We start from the raw sequence: 21535 nt of genomic DNA on the forward strand, positions 1-21535 counted from the left end.
CGAATGCTGGCCTTTTTCTTAGTAAGGACAGCTTAATGATCCACATTATTACAGGTAGCACCTTAGGCGGCGCCGAATACGTTGGCGATCACCTTAATGATCTTCTAGAAGAACAAGGCCATGAGATAACGCTGCACAACCAGCCTGAATACAATGATATTCCTCAGCAAGGCTTCTGGTTAGTAGTGACCTCGACCCATGGTGCGGGTGAATTCCCTGATAATATCAAGCCATTCATTGCCCATCTGACAGAGCACGCACCTCAACTCGATAAGGTTCGCTTTGCTGTGATAGCCATAGGTGATTCAAGTTACGATACCTTCTGCGCAGCAGGCCAAGCCGCTCATGAGTTATTAACAAAACTTGGCGGACAGGCGATTTCTGACTGTTTTACCATCGATGTATTGGAGACTCCGGTACCCGAAGACGCTGCAGAAGAGTGGTTTAACGATCATAGCGACCAGCTTTAACCCCCTCTTCTCCTCAAAAAGCGGCTTTTGCCGCTTTTTTTATGCCTGAATATCGAGATTGTGAATAACTTTTTTGAGTAAAAGCCGAAAAATAACCATTTATTTTCAAGATCTGCTGTGGATAAGATCATACATATTCGGTGATTAACCTATAGTTATCCAAATAATAAGTTTTATGCCTATTTCCCCCTGTGAATAAGTAGCCATTTTGATCCCAGCTAATCCTCATCCTGATCAAAGTTAGATCACATCATTTGATCCAAAAAAGATCCATGATCTCGTTGATTATTTTCGACTTATCCACAGCCACCTTCGATCCTAATAATAGATCCAATAAAAGATCTCTTTAAAGATCTTATCTATATTAATTAAAAACAGCTTATTCGAAAAATTCCAAAAACGTTTTCTCAAGCTATGAAAACAGGTAGAATATCGCTCCTTTTTATCAGTCTAGAAAACGTTTGAATACCTGAGGTCGGTTCATGCTTTATCACGAAAAATTTGACGTCATCGTTGTTGGTGGTGGCCATGCAGGAACGGAAGCCGCACTCGCATCTGCACGTACTGGTCAAAGTACGTTATTACTTACTCACAATATCGATACATTGGGACAAATGTCCTGCAACCCAGCTATCGGTGGTATTGGTAAGGGCCACTTGGTAAAAGAGGTCGATGCTATGGGTGGTTTAATGGCGCAAGCTATTGATCATGCAGGTATTCAATTCAGAACATTAAACGCATCAAAAGGCCCTGCGGTTCGTGCAACTCGCGCTCAAGCAGACCGTGCACTCTACAAAGCCTTTGTTCGTAATGTCCTTGAAAACACGCCAAACCTAACCTTGTTCCAGCAATCGGTTGATGACCTGATCGTTGAACAGGATCAAGTGGTCGGTGTGGTCACTCAAATGGGCCTTAAGTTCCGTGCCGATGCTGTGGTACTGACGGTAGGGACATTCCTCGGCGGTAAGATCCATATTGGTATGGAAAGCTCTTCTGGTGGTCGTGCTGGCGATCCACCATCGATCGCTTTGGCTGACCGACTTCGTGATCTTCCATTTCGAGTTGATCGCCTGAAAACAGGTACACCTCCTCGTATCGATGCGCGCAGTGTTGATTTTTCTGAACTTGAGGTTCAGCACGGTGATAACCCAACACCGGTTTTCTCATTCATGGGCAGCCGAGCACAACAGCCGCGCCAAATCCCATGTTACATCACGCATACCAATGAAAATACGCACGATGTGATTCGTGCCAACCTTGACCGCAGCCCGATGTACGCTGGCGTGATTGAGGGTATTGGTCCTCGCTACTGTCCTTCGATTGAAGACAAAGTGATGCGTTTTGCTGATAAAAACAGCCACCAAATTTTTATTGAACCTGAAGGCCTAACGACACATGAGTTATACCCGAATGGTATCTCTACTAGTCTGCCTTTTGATGTACAGGTTCAAATAGTTCGCTCAATGAAGGGGTTCGAAAATGCTCACATCGTGCGTCCTGGCTACGCAATTGAGTATGATTTCTTTGATCCTCGCGACCTAAAACTGACTTACGAAACTAAGTTTATTAAAGGCTTGTTCTTTGCTGGTCAAATTAACGGTACTACCGGTTATGAAGAAGCGGCAGCACAAGGTCTCATGGCTGGCTTAAACGCAAGCTTATTCACTCAAGGCAAAGAGGGCTGGAGCCCACGTCGTGACCAAGCTTACATGGGCGTTCTTATCGATGACCTATCAACTATGGGCACCAAAGAACCGTACCGTATGTTTACGTCTCGTGCGGAATACCGTCTGTTGCTTCGTGAAGACAACGCCGATATCCGTCTGACAGAAAAATCTCGTGAACTTGGTTTGGTTGATGATGCGCGTTGGGCTCGATTCAACGAGAAGATGGACAACATGGAGAAAGAGCGTCAGCGTCTGAAAGAGACTTGGATTAATCCAAAATCTGAAGATATTGGCGCGCTGAACCAGATCCTAAAAACACCAATGTCTCGTGAAGCGAGCGGCGAAGATCTTCTGCGTCGTCCAGAAATGACTTATTCACAGCTGACGGCTCTGGATCGTTTTTCTCCAGCACTGGAAGATCAACAAGCGGCTGAGCAAGTTGAGATCCAAGTGAAGTACGAAGGCTACATTCAGCGTCAACAAGACGAAATTGAAAAATCACTGCGTCATGAAAACACCAAACTGCCTGCTGATATTGATTACAGCCAGGTAAAAGGGCTTTCTAACGAAGTAGTTCTAAAACTAACTAACGCTAAACCGGATTCAATTGGTATTGCTTCTCGTATTTCGGGTATTACACCTGCGGCAATTTCAATCCTACTGGTTTACTTGAAAAAACACGGCCTGTTGAAAAAGGGTGAGGAAGCATAATGAGCGTATTACGCGAAAAACTGGATCACCTGATTGGCCAGACTGACCTAGAAGTATCTGAAAAACAACGTAGCCAGCTAGTTGGCTATGTTGAGTTACTCAACAAATGGAACAAGGCTTACAATCTGACTTCGGTTCGTGACCCATTAGAAATGATGGTGAAACATATCTTAGATAGCATCATTGTTAGCACTCACTTACAGGGTAAGCGCTTTATCGATGTGGGAACCGGACCTGGCTTACCTGGGATTCCGCTCTCAATCATGAATCCAGACTGCGAGTTTTACTTGCTAGATAGCTTAGGTAAGCGTATTCGTTTTATTAAGCAGGTGGTTCACGAGTTGGGAATCGACAACGTCGTGCCGGTCCAAAGCCGTGTTGAAGAGTTTCAACCTGAAGAAAAGTTTGATGCAGTGCTCAGTCGCGCATTTGCGTCAATGACAGACATGGTAGAGTGGTGTCACCATTTACCTAAAGAGCAATCCGGTGTATTTTTGGCTCTTAAGGGACAACATCCTAGAGATGAAATCGACCTGTTACCTGAATGGTGTTCAGTGACAGACATCAAAGCTTTGCGAGTACCAGAGCTTGATGGAGAGCGTCATCTAGTAACTTTATCGCGTCAGGGATAATCAGCGAGGCCATAGTGGGTAGAATCGTAGCAATTGCCAACCAGAAGGGCGGCGTAGGAAAAACAACAACTTGCATTAACTTAGCAGCATCAATGGCGGCGACAAAGCGCAAGATATTGGTTGTTGACCTCGATCCTCAAGGTAATGCCACTATGGCGAGCGGTGTCGACAAATATCAGGTTGAAGCAACTGCTTACGATTTGTTGGTTGAAGACACCCCATTTGATGAGGTAGTTTGTCGAAGTACATCTGGCAATTATGACCTCATCGCCGCTAACGGTGATGTTACTGCGGCAGAAATCAAGCTGATGGAAGTGTTTGCGCGTGAAGTTCGCCTTAAGAATGCACTCGCATCCATTCGCGATAATTATGATTTCATCTTTATTGATTGCCCACCTTCTCTAAACCTTCTTACAATTAACGCGATGGCTGCAGCCGATTCCGTGTTAGTTCCAATGCAATGTGAATACTTTGCACTTGAAGGTTTGACTGCGTTGATGGATACCATCAGTAAGCTCGCAGCGGTCGTTAACGAGAACCTGAAGATCGAAGGTCTTCTGCGTACTATGTATGATCCGCGTAACCGCTTATCGAACGAAGTATCTGATCAACTCAAAAAGCACTTCGGTAGCAAGGTTTACCGAACTGTGATCCCTCGAAATGTACGTTTAGCTGAAGCGCCGAGTCACGGCAAGCCTGCAATGTACTACGACAAATATTCCGCTGGTGCCAAAGCATATCTTGCTCTCGCAGGCGAAATGTTGCGTCGTGAAGAAGTCCCAGTATAGGTCTAATCAAAGGAATTCGCTCAATGTCTAAGCGTGGTTTAGGAAAAGGGTTAGATGCACTGCTTGCAACTAGCTCGTTGGCTCGTGAAAAACAGCAAGTTGCTTCTCATAGTCAGGCGTTATCGGCTGATGGAGAGCTCACTGAGTTGGCTGTTGGTTGCTTGAAACCAGGGGTATATCAACCGCGTAAAGATATTGCGCCAGAAGCGCTAGAAGAGCTGGCGGCTTCAATTCAATCTCAAGGCATCATCCAGCCAATCGTTGTACGTCCATTAGCGCAAGATCAGTATGAGATTATTGCGGGTGAGCGTCGTTGGAGAGCGGCTCGTCAAGCGGGCCTTAAGCAAGTGCCATGTCTTATCAAGCGAGTGGAAGACAAAGCCGCGATTGCGATGGCGTTAATCGAGAATATTCAGCGTGAAGACCTGAATGTTATCGAAGAAGCACAAGCGCTAGAGCGCTTACAGAATGAATTTGAACTGACGCATCAGCAAGTTGCTGATGTGATTGGTAAATCGAGAGCAACGGTTAGTAACTTATTACGTCTAAATCAGCTCGAAAATGAAGTAAAAGGTTTAGTTTCCAACAAACAACTGGAAATGGGGCATGCTCGAGCACTGCTTGCGCTTGAAGGTGATACCCAGGTTGAGGCAGCGAACACTGCGGCGACCAAAAACATGACCGTGCGTCAAACTGAACAACTTGTTAAAAAGTGTTTAAAACCAGACGTTGAACCAGAATCGAAGCCTGAAGACACAGAAGCTATCGAACTTTCACGAAGACTCACGGAAAAATTGCAAGCAAACGTTTCAGTTACTCGTTCTGTTAGCGGTAAGTCAAAAGTGACGATTACTCTTGATGAGCCTCACAAATTAGAGCAACTTATTGCTAAATTAGAGTACTAAATGAGATAATTGATTTAGGTCAATTATGTAATAAACAAGTAATTTCGTACAAAAGTTGTCGGTTTGTATGCAAAAATGTAAATGATTGCAGCGTTCTTATTGCAATCAATTTGGCTGAACGTATAATTTTCGCCAATTTCTCAGCACGCTTTTGAGCGAGTGGTAAAGTGGGCTTAAAGAGGAACGAATACATGGTAGCGGCGTTAGCAAGACCAGGACGAGTGCTTGCAAAGCAAATGTTATTGATCGAGCTTAGCGCGGTTATATTAGTGGCGATAGGGTTAGGTTTAGCTGTTAATCCTGACTGGGGTTTTGCTGCATTAATCGGTGGCGGCATTTTTGTCATCGCGAATGTAGTTTTTTGTGTGTGTGCTTTCCTATTTTGTGGAGCTCGTGCGACTAAGTTAGTTGCGGCGTCGTTCTATGCTGGCGAAGCGCTAAAAATCCTAATCACAGTTCTACTATTCTCTATTGTCTACATGTATATGCAGGTGGAGTTAATCCCCCTCAAACTGACCTATTTACTGGTTCTTGGTATTAATATCTTTGCGCCAGTGCTTTTCATTAACAATAAGAAATAGGACGAGTTATGGCTGCGGCAACAGCATCCGGATACATTGAACACCACTTACAGAATCTATCTTTAGCTAAGTTAGGTTTTGTAGAGGAGACAAGTTTCTGGAACGTACATATAGACAGTCTGTTTTTTTCGGTGTTGACAGGGATGTTATTCCTTTGGGTTTTTCGCTCAGTCGCTAAGAAAGCAACAGTAGGTGTACCTGGTAAGCTTCAGTGTTTTGTAGAAATGGTAGTGGAATTCGTTGGCGACAACGTTAAGGAAACTTTCCATGGCCGCAACCCGCTGATTGCCCCATTAGCACTGACTATATTCTGCTGGATTATTTTAATGAACTTGATGGACTTAGTGCCAATCGATTTCTTACCATATCCTGCAGAGCATTGGTTAGGCATCCCTTACTTGAAAGTGGTTCCTACAGCTGATGTAAATATAACTATGGCAATGGCTCTAGGTGTTTTTGCTCTGATGATCTACTACAGCATCAAAGTAAAAGGCTTGGGCGGATTTGCTAAAGAATTGGCACTGCATCCATTTAATCACCCAATCATGATTCCATTTAACTTGGTACTTGAGGTAATTTCGCTTCTGGCGAAGCCACTATCTCTAGGTATGCGTTTATTTGGTAATATGTTTGCGGGTGAGGTGGTGTTTATTCTTATCGCGGCAATGCTACCGTGGTACTTACAATGGGTAGGTGCACTACCTTGGGCTATCTTCCATATCTTGGTTATTTTGATTCAAGCATTTGTTTTCATGATGTTGACAATTGTTTACTTATCAATGGCTCATGAAGATAGTGATCACTAAAAAAAATTTTTAAGCTTTATTCTAACTATTAATGTTAATCGGAGAACGTAAATGGAAACTGTACTAAGTTTTTCAGCAATCGCTGTTGCTATTATTGTTGGTCTTTGTGCCGTAGGTACTGCAATTGGTTTTGCTATTCTTGGTGGTAAATTCCTAGAAGGCGCTGCGCGTCAACCTGAAATGGCTCCTATGCTACAAGTTAAGATGTTCATCATCGCTGGTCTACTGGATGCTGTTCCAATGATCGGTATCGTAATCGCACTACTATTCACGTTTGCTAACCCATTTGTTGGTCAACTAGCAGGCTAATTAACTCTTCAATAGTTAATTAAATTTTTGTAGTTGATTCTTAACGAGGGGTAGCTGTTGTGAATATGAACGCAACTCTGCTAGGTCAAGCAATTGCTTTTTCACTGTTTGTTTGGTTCTGCATGAAATATGTATGGCCACCAATCATGCAAGCAATTGAAGAGCGTCAGAAGAAAATTGCTGACGGTCTAGTAGCCGCTGAGCGCGCTGCTAAAGACTTGAACCTGGCACAAGCCAACGCTTCTGAGCAAATGAAAGAAGCAAAGCGCACTGCAACTGAGGTTATTGAACAGGCAAACAAACGTAAAGCTCAAATTATTGATGAAGCTCGCGAAGAAGCTCAGGCAGAACGCCAGAAAATCTTAGCGCAAGCGGAAGCAGAACTTGAAGCTGAGCGCACACGTGCCCGTGATGACCTGCGCAAACAAGTCGCAACTCTGGCTATAGCTGGTGCTGAGAAGATCCTTGAGCGTACGATCGATAAAGACGTACACAAAGACCTTCTTGACAACATTACTGCAAAACTTTAAAGCAAGGGGCTGTATATGTCTGATTTGACAACAATCGCACGCCCCTATGCTAAAGCAGCTTTTGACTTTGCGGTAGAGAAAGGTGAGCTTGACCAATGGAGTCAAATGCTCTCTTTTGCTGCCGAAGTGGCACAAAACAATGATATCCACAATCTACTAAGCAGTTCTCTAACTGCTGAAAAATTAGCGGAAGTATTCATTGCAGTTTGTGGCGAACAATTTGATGAATTCGGCCAGAACTTGATTAAAGTGATGGCAGAGAATGGCCGCTTAATGGCTTTTCCTGATGTTTGCAAAGAGTTCTTATTGCTCAAACAAGAGCACGAGAAAGAGATCGACGTTGAAGTAACTTCAGCGGTTGAACTTTCTGAAGAACAACGCGCAGATATCAGCAGCAAATTGGAACAGCGCCTAGCGCGCAAAGTACAGCTGAATTGCAGTATAGATGAGACTCTGCTTAGCGGAGTTATTATTCGAGCCGGAGACCTAGTCATCGATAACTCAGCGCGTGGTCGACTAGACCGCCTGAGCGATGCATTGCAGTCTTAATGGGGATTGGAGCATGCAACTTAATTCCACTGAAATTAGCGATCTAATTAAACAACGTATTGAATCTTTCGACGTTGTTAGTGAAGCTCGCAATGAAGGTACTATCGTTTCGGTAAGCGATGGCATCCTTAGCATTCACGGCCTAGCGGACGTGATGCAAGGTGAAATGATTGAACTACCGGGTGGCCGTTACGCGCTAGCACTTAACTTGAACCGTGATTCGGTTGGTGCTGTTGTAATGGGCCCATATGCTGACCTACAGGAAGGCATGAAAGTTACAGGTACTGGCCGCATTCTTGAAGTGCCAGTAGGTCCAGAACTACTTGGTCGTGTTGTAAACACACTAGGTGAGCCAATTGATGGCAAAGGTCCTATCGAAGCGAAACTGACTTCGCCTGTAGAAGTAATTGCACCAGGTGTAATCGACCGTAAATCGGTAGATCAACCTGTACAAACTGGTTACAAGTCTGTTGACTCAATGATCCCAATCGGTCGTGGTCAACGTGAACTAGTAATCGGTGACCGTCAAACTGGTAAAACAGCGATGGCGATCGATGCGATTATTAACCAAAAAGATTCAGGTATTTTCTCTATCTACGTAGCAATCGGTCAGAAAGCATCGACTATCGCTAACGTAGTTCGCAAACTAGAAGAGCACGGCGCGCTAGCTAACACTATCGTTGTTGTTGCATCAGCTTCTGAATCTGCAGCGCTACAATACCTAGCGCCATACGCAGGTTGTGCGATGGGTGAATACTTCCGTGATCGCGGTGAAGATGCACTGATTGTTTATGATGATCTATCTAAGCAAGCAGTAGCTTACCGTCAGATCTCGCTACTACTTAAGCGTCCACCAGGTCGTGAAGCGTTCCCAGGTGATGTTTTCTACCTTCACTCTCGTCTACTAGAGCGTGCTGCTCGTGTAAGCGAACACTACGTAGAAACATTCACTAACGGTGAAGTGAAAGGCAAGACTGGTTCTTTAACTGCTCTTCCTATCATCGAAACGCAAGCTGGTGACGTATCTGCATTCGTACCGACGAACGTAATCTCGATTACCGATGGTCAGATCTTCCTACAAACTGAGCTATTCAACGCGGGCGTACGTCCAGCTGTTGACCCAGGTATCTCAGTATCTCGTGTAGGTGGTTCAGCGCAGACTAAAATCATCAAGAAGCTATCTGGCGGTATCCGTACAGCTCTAGCACAGTACCGTGAACTTGCGGCATTCGCACAGTTCTCGTCTGACCTTGATGAAGCGACTAAGAAGCAGCTAGACCATGGTCAAAAAGTTACAGAGCTAATGAAGCAGAAGCAATACGCTCCTATGTCTGTATTTGACCAAGCACTTGTAATCTTCGCTGCAGAGCGTGGTTACCTTCAAGACGTAGAGCTTGCTAAGCTTCTAGACTTTGAAGCTGCTTTACTATCGTTTGCTCGCGGTCAATATGGCGATCTAGCTACACAGATCGACACAACGGGTGCTTACAACAATGATATCGAAGCTGAGCTGAAGAAGCTTGTTGACGATTTCAAAGCAACCCAGACCTGGTAATTGGTGGGTGGCCTTCGGGTCACCTCATACCATTAACGGAGAGTAACGATGGCCGGCGCAAAAGAGATACGTAATAAAATCGGTAGTGTTAAAAGCACACAGAAGATTACGAAAGCAATGGAAATGGTAGCAGCTTCAAAAATGCGTCGTTCTCAAGACGCAATGGAAGCTACTCGTCCATATGCAGAAACAATGCGTAAAGTGATCGGTCATTTGGCTAACGGTAGCCTTGAGTATAAGCATCCTTATCTTGAGGAACGTGAAGCCAAACGTGTTGGTTACATCATCGTTTCTACAGACCGTGGTCTTTGTGGTGGTTTGAACATTAACTTGTTCAAGAAAGCCATGAACGACATGAAAGATTGGTCTGAGAAAGGTGCTGACGTTGAACTGGCAATTATCGGTTCAAAAGCAACAGCATTTTTCAACAACAGCGGCGCGAAAGTAGCAGCTCAAGTTTCTGGCCTAGGCGATAGCCCAAGCCTTGAAGACTTAATCGGCTCTGTAAGCGTAATGCTAAAGAAATATGATGAAGGTGAATTGGATCGCCTGTTCGTAGTGTTCAACAAGTTTGAAAACACTATGGTACAAGAACCAACGATCGATCAATTACTTCCTTTGCCTAAATCAGATAGCGAAGATATGCAGCGCGATCATGCTTGGGACTACATTTATGAGCCTGAGCCAAAACCACTACTAGATGCACTATTGGTTCGTTACGTCGAATCTCAAGTGTACCAAGGTGTGGTAGAGAACCTTGCTTGTGAGCAAGCGGCTCGAATGATTGCAATGAAAGCTGCAACCGACAACGCTAGCGACCTAATCGATGATTTAGAGCTTGTGTACAACAAGGCGCGTCAAGCGGCTATTACACAAGAACTTTCTGAAATCGTTTCAGGCGCAGCAGCGGTTTAATCGCTTATTCGTTTTAAGCTTAGGTAAAACTAAATAGTTAGAGGATTAACGATGGCTACAGGTAAGATCGTACAGATCATCGGTGCGGTAGTCGACGTAGAGTTCCCACAGGGCGAAGTACCTCGTGTATACGATGCTCTGAATGTTAATGAAGTGAAAGAGCGTCTAGTTCTTGAAGTTCAGCAACAACTTGGCGGTGGCGTAGTTCGCGCAATCGTAATGGGTAGCTCTGATGGTTTACGTCGTGGTTTGACAGTTGAAAATACTGGCGCTCCAATCTCAGTACCAGTAGGTACTAAGACCTTAGGTCGTATCATGAACGTTCTAGGTGACGCGATTGATGAGTGTGGTGAAATCGGTGCAGAAGAGCACTACGCAATTCACCGTGAAGCTCCAAGCTACGAAGAACAGTCTAACGAGACAGCTCTTCTAGAGACGGGTGTTAAGGTAATCGACTTGGTTTGTCCATTCGCTAAGGGTGGTAAAATCGGTCTATTCGGTGGTGCAGGTGTAGGTAAGACCGTTAACATGATGGAACTTATCAACAACATCGCACTTCAACACTCTGGCCTATCTGTATTTGCAGGTGTAGGTGAGCGTACTCGTGAAGGTAACGATTTCTACTTTGAAATGCAGGAAGCAGGCGTTGTAAACGTTGAAAACCCTGAAGAATCTAAAGTAGCGATGGTTTACGGTCAGATGAACGAGCCACCAGGTAACCGTCTACGTGTTGCACTGACTGGTCTAACAATGGCTGAGCGTTTCCGTGACGAAGGTCGTGACGTTCTACTATTCGTAGATAACATCTACCGTTACACGCTTGCAGGTACTGAGGTATCAGCACTTCTAGGCCGTATGCCTTCTGCGGTAGGTTACCAACCTACTCTTGCAGAAGAAATGGGTGTTCTACAAGAGCGTATTACGTCAACTAAGCAAGGTTCTATCACGTCTGTACAGGCGGTATACGTACCTGCGGATGACTTGACTGACCCGTCTCCAGCAACAACGTTCGCGCACTTGGATGCAACGGTTGTACTTAACCGTAACATCGCAGCTATGGGTCTATACCCAGCGATCGACCCGCTAGATTCTACATCTCGCCAACTGGATCCATTGGTAGTTGGACAAGAGCACTACGACATCGCTCGTGGCGTTCAGTCTACACTTCAGCGCTATAAAGAGCTGAAAGATATCATTGCTATCCTAGGTATGGACGAGCTATCTGAAGAAGATAAGCAGGTAGTATCTCGTGCTCGTAAGATTGAGAAGTTCCTTACTCAGCCTTACCACGTAGCGGAAGTATTTACTGGTGACCCAGGTGTTTACGTACCTCTAAAAGAGACTCTACGTGGCTTCCAAGGTCTACTATCTGGTGAATACGATGACATTCCAGAGCAAGCGTTTATGTACTGCGGTACTATCGACGAAGCTATTGAGAATGCTAAGAAGCTATAAGGCTAACTAGGAGGCGATATGGCAGCAATAACCTTTCACCTAGACGTAGTAAGTGCAGAGAAAAAGCTTTTCTCTGGTCTTGTTGAGACGTTTCAGGTGACCGGTAGTGAGGGTGAACTTGGTATTTTCCATGGTCATACTCCACTGCTGACCGCTATCAAGCCTGGTATGGTGCGTATTGTTAAGCAGCACGGCCACGAAGAAATCATTTATGTTTCTGGTGGTATGGTAGAAGTTCAGCCTGGTACAGCGACTGTACTGGCTGATACAGCTATCCGTGGTGAAGAACTAGACGCAGCAAAGGCGGAAGAAGCTAAGCGCAAGGCTGTGGAGAATATCCAAAATCAGCATGGCGACATAGACTTCGCACAAGCGGCCGGTGAACTGGCTAAAGCCATTGCTCAGTTACGAGTTATCGAACTGACAAAACAGCGCCGCTAATCTTTTATAAGATTATTGGTTCTGAGCTAAAGGCGACCTAAGGGTCGCCTTTTTGTTTTTTGCGCTCTCATAAACGCTCTCTATACGTATACCTAACGTTTAAATGGTTATTACGATTTAAGTTTTTGCCTCAAAACGGTTACAATATCAGCTTAATAAAAATTACGTCGGATAGGTTTACAATGAAGTTTAGCGCGGTAATTCTTGCAGCGGGCAAAGGTACTCGCATGTACTCAAACACACCAAAGGTTCTGCACACTCTTGCGGGCAAACCAATGGTGAAGCATGTGATCGATACCTGTAATGGTCTAGGCGCTCAAAATATCCACTTGGTTTATGGTCATGGTGGTGATCAGATGAAGGCTACTTTGGCTGAGGAATCGGTAAATTGGGCACTGCAAGCAGAGCAGTTAGGTACAGGCCACGCGGTTGATCAGGCATCAGCGCACTTTGCTGATGATGAGAAAGTCCTGGTGCTTTACGGTGATGTTCCGCTTATCTCGCCTGAAACCATTGAAAACCTATTAGACGCTCAACCAAATGGTGGCATCGCACTACTCACGGTTGTGCTGGATAACCCAATGGGTTACGGCCGTATCATTCGTCGCAATGGTCCAGTAGTGGCGATCGTTGAACAAAAAGATGCAACGGATGAGCAGAAGCTTATCAAAGAGATCAACACCGGCGTGATGGTTGCGACAGGTGGCGATCTGAAGCGTTGGTTGTCAGGTCTAAGCAATGACAACGCGCAAGGTGAATACTATCTAACTGACGTGATTGCTGCAGCTCACGATGAAGGTCGTGCGGTAGAAGCGGTACACCCTGTAAGCCCAATTGAAGTTGAAGGCGTGAACGATCGCTCTCAACTTGCTCGTTTAGAGCGTGCTTACCAAGCAGAACAAGCTGACAAACTATTGAAGCAGGGCGTTATGCTACGCGACCCTAGTCGCTTTGATCTACGTGGCGAACTACAATGTGGTATGGACGTTGAGATCGACACCAACGTTATTATTGAAGGCAGTGTAAGCATTGGTGATAACGTGGTTATCGGTACTGGCTGTGTACTAAAAGACTGCGAAATTGATGACAACACCGTTATTCGCCCATACAGCGTAATTGAAGGTGCGACTGTTGGTGAAGACTGCACAGTTGGTCCATTTACTCGCCTACGTCCAGGCGCTGACATGCGCAATGATTCGCATGTTGGTAACTTTGTTGAAGTGAAGAACACTCGTCTTGGTGAAGGCTCTAAAGCGAACCACCTTACTTACTTAGGTGACGCAGAGATTGGTCAGCGTGTTAACGTGGGTGCAGGTGCTATTACTTGTAACTACGATGGTGCGAATAAGTTTAAGACCATCATTGGCGATGACGTATTCGTTGGCTCTGATAGCCAATTAATCGCGCCTGTTACTATCGGTAATGGTGCGACAGTGGGTGCTGGTTCTACGGTAACACGTGACGTTTCTGAGAACGAACTGGTTATCAGCCGTGCTAAAGAGCGCAAAATTGCGGACTGGCAGCGCCCAAAGAAGAAGTAATCTTCTAACACCTAAAGTTTGATTCTTGTGAAAGCCAGCAACTTACGTTGCTGGCTTTTTTGTCATCACTGACTGACAAAAAAATAATCTATTTCCTAATTGTATTTTGTAGGACGATTGTTAATAATCGGGTTGTTGTTCTGTAAATTGAAAGTGTGCGCAAGATGAAGCTCGTCGATAAAAAGTGGCAAACTTTGCCGATCATTATTTTATCTTTTTCAATGCTGGTGGGCCTGTATGGTTTTTACATCACTTTGGAAAAGTTAGTGGTAGAGAACGAACGTAACCATCTCGTCTCATTGATGTCTGACGTTGTTTATGAGATCCGTGAAGATAGTAGCCTATTTACTGCTGGAGTGGATGTGGATGATTACATTGGCAATCTTACTCAAGCCAGTACGCGATTGAGAATCCAGGTTATTACGCCTGATGGTGTGGTGATTGGTGATACAGACCTTTCTGATCATGCATTGGCGAGTGTTGAGAACCACAGCAATCGTCCTGAGTTTCAACAAGCTTTAAAAAACGGCCTTGGTAGTGACGTGCGCTTTAGTACCGTTACCTCCGTTGATCGTATCTATTACTCGCATAAAGAGTCGATGAACGGTAGCAGTTTCGTTATCGTAATCTCTTCACCAATGCATCAACTTAAGCAGATGAACTTCCAACTAATGGGTATTCTGATCGGGATGGTTGTATTGAGCTTGAGCTTTTTGATTGGCACTTCGTATGTGAGTAACCGTCAGATCGTGCACAAGGTTGAAGAAGAGCAGAAGAAGCAAGATGAGCGTATTCGCCAAAGAACCCATGAGATTGAGTTGATGCACCGTTTGGCCAACATGCTTGCAGCGTGTAATAACATGGTGGAAGCTCAGCAGATCGTTTCAGATATCTTGCCGCGAATTCTTGGTAAGGTGAACGGCAGCGTTTCACTGATGCGAGCATCACGAAATCAATTAATTACCCAGCTAGATTGGGGAGACACTTGGCCCGGAAGTACGAGCTTTGCACCTGAAGAGTGTTGGTCACTGCGTAAGGGGCGAGCACATCAATCAAATGATGACTTCCATTCGTTAACTTGTGGGCACATGCACGAGATGGAAAACAATCAAACCCTTTGTATCCCATTGACCGCGCATGGCAATACCATAGGCATCATGCACCTCTATTTCGGTCAAGGTCATATCGAGATTGACCCCATCACCGAGCAATTGGCTTTCAGTGTGTCAGAACACCTAGGCTTGGCGCTGGCTAACTTGAGCCTGCAAGAGAAGCTTCGCTCACAAGCATTGAGCGATCCACTGACAGGACTATTCAACCGTCGCTTCTTCGAGCAGAAGTTGGAAGAGCACTCAATGAACTCAGCCACCAGCGAGCAGCCACTGTCTTTGCTGATGCTCGATTTGGATCACTTCAAACGCTTCAATGATAACTTTGGTCATGATGCAGGTGATTTCGTGTTGAAAGAGATTAGCGCGCTACTCAAACAAAGTGTCAGTGAAGATGAGATAGCTTGTCGCTTAGGTGGTGAAGAGTTGGCGGTGCTGCTTCCACATTACACTATGCAGCAAGCGACCGAGTTCGGACAAACCTTGTGTGATGCAGTTCGTTCTATGCACCTAGAACACAAAGGACTTTCTTTAGGTCAGTTGGGTGTATCGATCGGTGTTGCTACGTATCCTAAGCCTGCCTCCGATACCGAATCTCTGGTGAAGATGGCGGACAACGCGCTGTACATGGCGAAAGACATGGGACGCAGTCGAGTGGTTAATTATGATGAATACAGCCGCCATAAGGCGCCTGCGTTAGAAGTTGTTGATGGAGAAGCGGCTACGCATTAACTCTAGTGAGTACAAAATTCAGATGTAAAAAGAGCGAGTTACCTCGCTCTTTTTAGTTTTTATTAAACTAGAAACTAGTCTTGTTTCTCTTCTGCTACAACGCGAGAGTTATCCGGCGCAGCGAAGTGTTCTGAAAGCTCTTTGTTTGAAACGATGTAACCAATCCACAATGCGCCCAAACAAATCACAACCGCGATGCCTGTCGCACTTAATGCTTGGCTCGCCATTGCTGCTACCAATGCGCTTGAAAGGCCGCTGATGCTGATTTGTAAGCTATTCTGTAGACCAGCCGCTGTTGCTGGGCTTTGTTTTGCACTTGATAGAGCACGGTTTACTACGATTGGGTAAAGTGCGCCATTTGCTACTGCAATCAGACAGAAGGGTGCAAGTAGAGGCCAGATTGATGTCAGTTCCCACTGTGATGCGATAAAGATAAGCATTGCAGCAACGCTGAACAAACCGATCAGATTTCTTAGCACCACACCATCGCCATATTTCTTCACGGCTTGCTTACCGAAGTAACCACCTGCCATGAATGCGATCGTCTGTGGGATGAAGCTCAGACCAATGTCTTTTGCTTCGTAGCCTAATTGCGCCATGATCTCAGGCATACCCGTTAGGTAAGCAAAGAACGCTGCAGAAGCCGATGCAAACATCAATACGTTACCCACGTAAGGCTTCGATTTAAGCAGCATTTTGATATCAGTTTTCACTGATGTTTGTTTTACTTCTGGTGCTTCTTTTGGCTGAGCCATAGTGGTTGCCACTAGCAGCGCACCCATTAGGGTTAATGTTACGAAGATGCTGTGCCAGCCAAAGTTATCTGCCAGCAACACACCAAGTTGAGGTGCCAGCGCTGGAGACAGTGCCACCAAAGGCATGATGGTTGCAAAAATTTGTTGGCTGCTGCTCTCAGAGTAGCGCTTGATAACCATCGCTTGCCAGATTACCGCTGGTGCACATACGCCAATCGCTTGAATGAAGCGCAGCGTCAGTAGGTGCCAAACTTCAGTACTGAATGCCAAACCGAACGAAGCGGCAGTGAAAATCAAAAGACCAACCGCCAGCGTGTTACGGTGACCGTATTTATCGCTCGCTAATCCCCAAAGCAGTTGACCCATAGCCATACCACCAAGGAATACAGTAAGAGATAGGGCGATCTGTTCAGGACCGGTTGCGAAATCGATCTCCATCGCCTTAAATGCAGGAAGGTACATATCAGTCGCGATAAAACCTAGCATTGAAAGTACTGCAAGGTAGACCAATTGAAATTTAGAAATATTCATAAGATGCCATTACGCTAAAAGTAGTGATGTTTTTATCATCAAAAAAATTGTTTGATATACAGAGGTGAAAGTCCCTGTTTATTTATGCTGACATTCTATTTTTCGGATCTGATAAAATAAAACGCTAAAATATGTGGTTATCAATCAAAAAATTTGAAGGCTTATGTTCTCTAAATCCTCTTTAGAAATGCTCGACACGGTAGCGCGTTTAGGTAGCTTTACTGCTGCGGCGGAGCAGTTGCACAAAGTGCCCTCGGCGATCAGCTATGGTGTTAGACAGGTCGAACAAGAACTAGATGTACTACTTTTCAGGCGTTTACCTAGAAAGGTCGAGCTCACTCCGGCAGGTGAATTGTTCATTGAAGAGGCGCGTGCACTACTGAGGCAAATGGAAGAGGTCAGTGCCCAGACTCGTCGAGCAGCCCGTGGTTGGAAGAAAACTTTGCGTCTCACGCTCGACAATGTGGTGAAGCTCGACAAGATGAAGCCGATGATTGAAGAGTTCTATCAAACCTTTGAATTTGCCGAACTTCAGATCAACATGGAGGTATTCAACGGTTCATGGGAAGCGATTGCACAGGGCAGGGCGGATATCGTGATTGGCGCCACGTCAGCTGTGCCAGTTGGTGGCGATTTTGAAGTCAAAGACATGGGGCAATTAGATTGGGCGTTTGTGATGTCGCCAAGCCACCCGTGTGTGCGCGAACAGAACCTTAATGAAGAGTTCGTGAGCCAATATCCAGCCATCTGCTTGGATGATACCTCAAGCGTGCTGCCTAAGCGTCATACTGGACACTACACCAATCAAAGGCGTTTGCTGTTACCTAACTGGTATAGCGCTATTGAATGCCTCAAGAACGGCGTTGGAGTGGGGTACATGCCGAGGCATATTGCCGCGCCGATTATCGAACAAGGTTTGCTGGTGGAGAAAATCTTGCCAGAACCAAGCCCGTTGAGTCAGTGTTGCTTGGTGTGGCGAAAAGACGATAACCATAAGTTGATCGAGTGGATGGTCAATTATTTAGGATCCAGTGAACAACTTCACCGTGATTGGCTGGATCATCGCAAAGCGATCTAGTTGAAAGATCTTTGTTGGTAAGATCAAAAAGAGCGAGTGAAAACTCGCTCTTTTGTTTCGGTAACTCTCTCTTATGACAAGAAGAACTTGTAAGAAGGGTTATCGGTTTCATCTTTACACTGGTAACCAAGCTCTCTGAGGTGAGTAGAGAACTGAGCCAAATCATCATCATCCAGTTCGAATCCACACAATACACGGCCGTAATCAGCGCCGTGGTTACGGTAGTTGAACAGGCTGATATTCCAATGGGTGCCCAATGTATCAAGGAACTTAATCAATGCACCTGGATATTCTGGAAACTCAAAGCTGTACAAGCGCTCTTTCAATGGTTTTGATGGTTTGCCACCAATCATGTAACGAATGTGCAGTTTTGCCATCTCATCATCAGACAGATCGACGACTGGATAGCCACCTTCACGCAGGTCGTTGATGATGTGATCGAGTTCTTCTTGTCCACCATTGAGACGTACACCGACGAAGATGTTCGCTAGGCTGTCATCGTTATGACGGTAGTTAAACTCAGTCACAGCACGGCCGCCAATGATATTACAGAACTCTAGGAAGGCACCTTGTCGCTCTGGAATAGTAACCGCAAGTAGACCTTCTCGTTTCTCACCCAGCTCGCAACGTTCAGACACATAACGCAGACCATGGAAGTTGGTATTAGCACCAGAAAGTACCGTTGCCAGTTGTTTGCCTTGCAGTTGGTTCTGCTCTGCAAACTTCTTTAAACCAGCCAGAGCAAGCGCACCAGAAGGCTCGGCAATCGCACGAGTGTCTTCAAAGATGTCTTTGACCGCAGAGCAGATCTCATCGCTAGATACGGCTATGTGACCATCGATGTACTGCTGACACAGACGGAATGTCTCTTCACCAATGCGCTTAACCGCAACGCCATCGGCAAACATGCTGACTTGATCCAGTACTACTGGCTCACCGGCATCCAGTGCTGCTTTCAAGCAAGATGAATCTTCAGGTTCAACCGCGATGACTTTTATTTCTGGCATCAATTGCTTAACTAGCACGGCAACACCCGCAGCCAAACCACCACCACCGACAGGCACAAAGATGTAATCCATGTGACCATTTTGCTGAAGCATTTCCATACCCATGGTGCCCTGTCCGGCGATCACTAATGGGTGATCGAAAGGAGGCACAAAGGTGTAGCCATGTTCAGCGGAAAGGCGTTCTGCTTCAGCTTTAGCTTCATCAAAGTTGCTGCCGTGTAGAACTACGTTACCGCCAAAGCCACGTACCGCATCAACCTTGATGTCTGGTGTGGTTTTTGGCATCACAATCGTGGTTTGAATACCAAGCTTAGAACCGGACAGCGCCATACCTTGAGCATGGTTACCTGCCGATGCTGCAATCACACCTGCGGCTTTCTGTTGCTCTGAAAGGCTTGATACCATGTTGTAGGCACCACGTAGCTTGAACGAGTGGACCGGCTGACGGTCTTCACGCTTTAGCTGAACCTGATTACCAATGCGAGCACTTAAGCGAGGCATCTCTTGAAGAGGTGTCACGATTGCGGCTTCGTAAACTGGCGCTCTCAGGATCTGACGCAGATAATCTGCGCCAGTTTGTTTTTGGGGACTGACCGTGTCATCACTCATAGATTAGCCCTCAAGCTTCGACTTATCACGCACCGCGCCTTTGTCGGCACTGGTTGCCATGCTTGCGTAAGCTTTCAGTGCGAACGACACTTCACGCTGACGGTCTGCTGGTTTCCAGCCTAGTGCGTCTTGCTTAACACGACGCGCTTCTAGTTCAGCTTCAGGCACGTCAAGTGTGATCGAGCGACTAGGGATATCGATAGTGATGATGTCGCCAGTATTGACTAGACCAATCACACCGCCACTTGCTGCTTCTGGAGAAGCGTGACCGATAGACAGACCCGATGTACCACCAGAGAAGCGACCATCGGTTAGTAGTGCACAAGACTTACCTAAGCCCATAGATTTTAGGTAAGTCGTCGGGTAAAGCATCTCTTGCATGCCCGGGCCACCTTTAGGACCTTCGTAACGGATAACAACCACTTCACCCGCTTTTACTTTGCCACCTAAGATACCTTCTACGGCGGTGTCTTGGCTTTCAAATACGATCGCTGGGCCTTGGAATTTCAGGTTCTCTTCATCAACGCCAGCTGTCTTAACGATACAACCGTCAACGGCGATGTTACCTGAAAGTACCGCTAGGCCACCTTCTTGGCTGAATGCATTCTCTTTAGTACGGATACAACCTTCTTTACGGTCGTCATCAAGGCGATCCCAACGACAATCTTGCGAGAAGGCTTTAGTCGTGCGAATGCCCGCAGGGCCAGCACGGAAGAATTTAAGTACCGCTTCGTCTTCTGTCTGCATGATGTCGTATTGAGCAAGCTGCTCTTGCATGCTTAGACCAAGCACAGTGCGAGTTTGGTTGTTCAGTAGGCCTGCACGGTCTAGTTCACCAAGGATAGCCATTACACCACCTGCGCGGTGAACGTCTTCCATGTGATATTTCGGTGTTGAAGGAGCTACTTTACATAGGTGTGGAACACGGCGAGACATCTCGTCGATATCACCCATATCAAAGTCGACTTCACCCTCTTGAGCTGCTGCCAATAGGTGAAGAACGGTGTTACTCGAACCACCCATTGCAATATCTAGAGCCATTGCATTTTCAAAGGCTGCGCGGTTCGCGATATTGCGAGGCAGTGCTGATTCATCGTCTTGCTCGTAGTAACGCTTAGTCAGGTCAACGATACGCTTACCGGCATTGATGAACAGCTCTTCACGGTCAGCGTGCGTTGCTAGCATAGAGCCGTTACCAGGCTGAGATAGACCAAGTGCTTCAGTTAGACAGTTCATTGAGTTAGCTGTGAACATACCTGAACATGAACCACATGTTGGACACGCAGAGCGCTCTACTTGCTCACTTTGCTCGTCTGAAATTGTTGGATCGGCACCCTGGATCATTGCATCAACAAGGTCTAGCTTGATGATTTGATCGGAAAGCTTGGTTTTACCTGCTTCCATTGGGCCGCCTGATACAAAGATCACTGGGATGTTTAGGCGCATAGCTGCCATCATCATTCCCGGAGTGATTTTGTCACAGTTCGAGATACATACCATCGCGTCCGCACAGTGAGCGTTAACCATGTACTCTACAGAGTCTGCGATAAGCTCACGTGATGGCAGTGAGTACAGCATGCCGCCGTGACCCATTGCGATACCATCATCAACTGCGATGGTGTTGAATTCTTTAGCGATACCGCCCGCTTTCTCGATTTCACCTGCAACCAATTGACCCATATCTTTAAGGTGAACGTGGCCTGGTACGAATTGAGTGAAAGAGTTTACAACTGCGATGATTGGCTTACCGAAATCATCATCTTTAACGCCAGTTGCACGCCATAAAGCGCGCGCACCAGCCATGTTGCGTCCGTGGGTAGTCGTTGCTGAACGATAGATTGGCATTGCTTAAATCCTTA

At 45.9% G+C, this 21535-nt stretch carries 20 protein-coding genes; 17 read left to right on the top strand and 3 right to left on the bottom strand.

The genetic code is table 11. The features are described from left to right. Window positions 1-35: 35 nt before the first annotated feature. From mioC to F0251_RS14160, 16 genes are all read left to right on the top strand, one after another. The gene (mioC, locus tag F0251_RS14085) at window positions 36-470 is read left to right on the top strand and encodes an FMN-binding protein MioC (RefSeq protein WP_171731207.1); all 435 of its coding nucleotides are present in this window, start codon (window positions 36-38) and stop codon (window positions 468-470) included. A gap of 482 nt (window positions 471-952) precedes the next feature. Further along, complete coding sequence (gene mnmG / locus F0251_RS14090) at window positions 953-2848, top strand: tRNA uridine-5-carboxymethylaminomethyl(34) synthesis enzyme MnmG (RefSeq protein WP_171731208.1); 1896 nt, start codon at window positions 953-955, stop codon at window positions 2846-2848. Continuing rightward, entirely contained in the window at window positions 2848-3480 is a 633-nt protein-coding gene (gene rsmG, locus F0251_RS14095) for a 16S rRNA (guanine(527)-N(7))-methyltransferase RsmG (protein WP_004739283.1), read from the top strand. Before mnmG ends, rsmG begins: the two co-directional genes overlap by 1 nt. 14 nt (window positions 3481-3494) lie before the next feature. Next, window positions 3495-4268: a ParA family protein gene (locus tag F0251_RS14100; protein WP_026084427.1), complete on the top strand. Its 774-nt coding sequence runs from the start codon at window positions 3495-3497 to the stop codon at window positions 4266-4268. A 23-nt stretch (window positions 4269-4291) separates the two neighbouring features. Continuing rightward, window positions 4292-5173: a ParB/RepB/Spo0J family partition protein gene (locus F0251_RS14105; RefSeq protein ID WP_061033953.1), complete on the top strand. Its 882-nt coding sequence runs from the start codon at window positions 4292-4294 to the stop codon at window positions 5171-5173. A gap of 191 nt (window positions 5174-5364) precedes the next feature. After that, entirely contained in the window at window positions 5365-5754 is a 390-nt protein-coding gene (locus tag F0251_RS14110) for a F0F1 ATP synthase subunit I (RefSeq protein WP_008221392.1), read from the top strand. A gap of 8 nt (window positions 5755-5762) precedes the next feature. Next, window positions 5763-6560: a F0F1 ATP synthase subunit A gene (atpB, locus tag F0251_RS14115; RefSeq protein ID WP_004739289.1), complete on the top strand. Its 798-nt coding sequence runs from the start codon at window positions 5763-5765 to the stop codon at window positions 6558-6560. Between the two features lie 51 nt (window positions 6561-6611). Continuing rightward, on the top strand, window positions 6612-6869 hold the full coding sequence (atpE, locus tag F0251_RS14120; protein WP_004411110.1) for a F0F1 ATP synthase subunit C: 258 nt from the start codon (window positions 6612-6614) through the stop codon (window positions 6867-6869). Window positions 6870-6928: 59 nt separating this feature from the next. Next, window positions 6929-7399, top strand: a complete 471-nt coding sequence (gene atpF, locus F0251_RS14125) for a F0F1 ATP synthase subunit B (RefSeq protein WP_032498590.1) — start codon at window positions 6929-6931, stop codon at window positions 7397-7399. Window positions 7400-7414: 15 nt separating this feature from the next. Beyond that, on the top strand, window positions 7415-7948 hold the full coding sequence (gene atpH / locus F0251_RS14130; RefSeq protein ID WP_004739291.1) for a F0F1 ATP synthase subunit delta: 534 nt from the start codon (window positions 7415-7417) through the stop codon (window positions 7946-7948). Between the two features lie 13 nt (window positions 7949-7961). Further along, window positions 7962-9503, top strand: a complete 1542-nt coding sequence (gene atpA / locus F0251_RS14135) for a F0F1 ATP synthase subunit alpha (protein WP_008221384.1) — start codon at window positions 7962-7964, stop codon at window positions 9501-9503. A gap of 48 nt (window positions 9504-9551) precedes the next feature. Beyond that, window positions 9552-10418: a F0F1 ATP synthase subunit gamma gene (gene atpG, locus F0251_RS14140; protein WP_008221382.1), complete on the top strand. Its 867-nt coding sequence runs from the start codon at window positions 9552-9554 to the stop codon at window positions 10416-10418. 51 nt (window positions 10419-10469) lie between these two features. After that, entirely contained in the window at window positions 10470-11873 is a 1404-nt protein-coding gene (atpD, locus tag F0251_RS14145; RefSeq protein WP_008221380.1) for a F0F1 ATP synthase subunit beta, read from the top strand. A gap of 18 nt (window positions 11874-11891) precedes the next feature. Then, the gene (locus tag F0251_RS14150; protein ID WP_004739296.1) at window positions 11892-12314 is read left to right on the top strand and encodes a F0F1 ATP synthase subunit epsilon; all 423 of its coding nucleotides are present in this window, start codon (window positions 11892-11894) and stop codon (window positions 12312-12314) included. A 182-nt stretch (window positions 12315-12496) separates the two neighbouring features. Next, window positions 12497-13855 carry a bifunctional UDP-N-acetylglucosamine diphosphorylase/glucosamine-1-phosphate N-acetyltransferase GlmU gene (gene glmU / locus F0251_RS14155; protein ID WP_008221377.1) on the top strand — a complete coding sequence of 453 codons (1359 nt, stop codon included), beginning with the start codon at window positions 12497-12499 and terminating at the stop codon, window positions 13853-13855. A gap of 221 nt (window positions 13856-14076) precedes the next feature. Next, window positions 14077-15696, top strand: coding sequence for a sensor domain-containing diguanylate cyclase (locus F0251_RS14160; protein ID WP_171731233.1), 1620 nt, complete (start codon window positions 14077-14079; stop codon window positions 15694-15696). Between the two features lie 74 nt (window positions 15697-15770). Here F0251_RS14160 and punC read toward each other — a convergent pair whose 3' ends face one another. Next, window positions 15771-16982, bottom strand: coding sequence for a purine nucleoside transporter PunC (gene punC, locus F0251_RS14165; RefSeq protein ID WP_171731209.1), 1212 nt, complete (start codon window positions 16980-16982; stop codon window positions 15771-15773). A gap of 163 nt (window positions 16983-17145) precedes the next feature. Between punC and punR the strand changes: the two genes are divergently transcribed. Then, window positions 17146-18060 (top strand): DNA-binding transcriptional activator PunR, encoded by a 915-nt coding sequence (gene punR / locus F0251_RS14170; protein ID WP_008221371.1) that lies wholly within the window; start codon window positions 17146-17148, stop codon window positions 18058-18060. 71 nt (window positions 18061-18131) lie between these two features. Here punR and ilvA read toward each other — a convergent pair whose 3' ends face one another. Together ilvA and ilvD are read right to left on the bottom strand one after the other, a co-directional pair. Then, the gene (ilvA, locus tag F0251_RS14175; RefSeq protein WP_102426595.1) at window positions 18132-19676 is read right to left on the bottom strand and encodes a threonine ammonia-lyase, biosynthetic; all 1545 of its coding nucleotides are present in this window, start codon (window positions 19674-19676) and stop codon (window positions 18132-18134) included. 3 nt (window positions 19677-19679) lie between these two features. After that, window positions 19680-21521, bottom strand: a complete 1842-nt coding sequence (gene ilvD, locus F0251_RS14180) for a dihydroxy-acid dehydratase (protein ID WP_171731210.1) — start codon at window positions 21519-21521, stop codon at window positions 19680-19682. Between the last annotated feature and the right edge of the window lie 14 nt (window positions 21522-21535).

This window comes from Vibrio sp. 070316B (assembly GCF_013114115.1).
GTDB classification, from domain to species: Bacteria; Pseudomonadota; Gammaproteobacteria; order Enterobacterales; family Vibrionaceae; genus Vibrio; species Vibrio chagasii_B.

Excerpts from the sequence above, each read along its gene's own strand:
- mioC (WP_171731207.1), top strand. The coding sequence starts at position 36 with ATGATCCACATTATTACAGGTAGCACCTTAGGCGGCGCCGAATACGTT.
- mnmG (WP_171731208.1), top strand. The coding sequence starts at position 953 with ATGCTTTATCACGAAAAATTTGACGTCATCGTTGTTGGTGGTGGCCAT.
- rsmG (WP_004739283.1), top strand. The coding sequence starts at position 2,848 with ATGAGCGTATTACGCGAAAAACTGGATCACCTGATTGGCCAGACTGAC.
- F0251_RS14105 (WP_061033953.1), top strand. The coding sequence starts at position 4,292 with ATGTCTAAGCGTGGTTTAGGAAAAGGGTTAGATGCACTGCTTGCAACT.
- F0251_RS14110 (WP_008221392.1), top strand. The coding sequence starts at position 5,365 with ATGGTAGCGGCGTTAGCAAGACCAGGACGAGTGCTTGCAAAGCAAATG.
- atpB (WP_004739289.1), top strand. The coding sequence starts at position 5,763 with ATGGCTGCGGCAACAGCATCCGGATACATTGAACACCACTTACAGAAT.
- atpE (WP_004411110.1), top strand. The coding sequence starts at position 6,612 with ATGGAAACTGTACTAAGTTTTTCAGCAATCGCTGTTGCTATTATTGTT.
- atpH (WP_004739291.1), top strand. The coding sequence starts at position 7,415 with ATGTCTGATTTGACAACAATCGCACGCCCCTATGCTAAAGCAGCTTTT.
- atpA (WP_008221384.1), top strand. The coding sequence starts at position 7,962 with ATGCAACTTAATTCCACTGAAATTAGCGATCTAATTAAACAACGTATT.
- atpG (WP_008221382.1), top strand. The coding sequence starts at position 9,552 with ATGGCCGGCGCAAAAGAGATACGTAATAAAATCGGTAGTGTTAAAAGC.
- atpD (WP_008221380.1), top strand. The coding sequence starts at position 10,470 with ATGGCTACAGGTAAGATCGTACAGATCATCGGTGCGGTAGTCGACGTA.
- F0251_RS14150 (WP_004739296.1), top strand. The coding sequence starts at position 11,892 with ATGGCAGCAATAACCTTTCACCTAGACGTAGTAAGTGCAGAGAAAAAG.
- glmU (WP_008221377.1), top strand. The coding sequence starts at position 12,497 with ATGAAGTTTAGCGCGGTAATTCTTGCAGCGGGCAAAGGTACTCGCATG.
- F0251_RS14160 (WP_171731233.1), top strand. The coding sequence starts at position 14,077 with ATGCTGGTGGGCCTGTATGGTTTTTACATCACTTTGGAAAAGTTAGTG.
- punC (WP_171731209.1), bottom strand. The coding sequence starts at position 16,982 with ATGAATATTTCTAAATTTCAATTGGTCTACCTTGCAGTACTTTCAATG.
- punR (WP_008221371.1), top strand. The coding sequence starts at position 17,146 with ATGTTCTCTAAATCCTCTTTAGAAATGCTCGACACGGTAGCGCGTTTA.
- ilvA (WP_102426595.1), bottom strand. The coding sequence starts at position 19,676 with ATGAGTGATGACACGGTCAGTCCCCAAAAACAAACTGGCGCAGATTAT.
- ilvD (WP_171731210.1), bottom strand. The coding sequence starts at position 21,521 with ATGCCAATCTATCGTTCAGCAACGACTACCCACGGACGCAACATGGCT.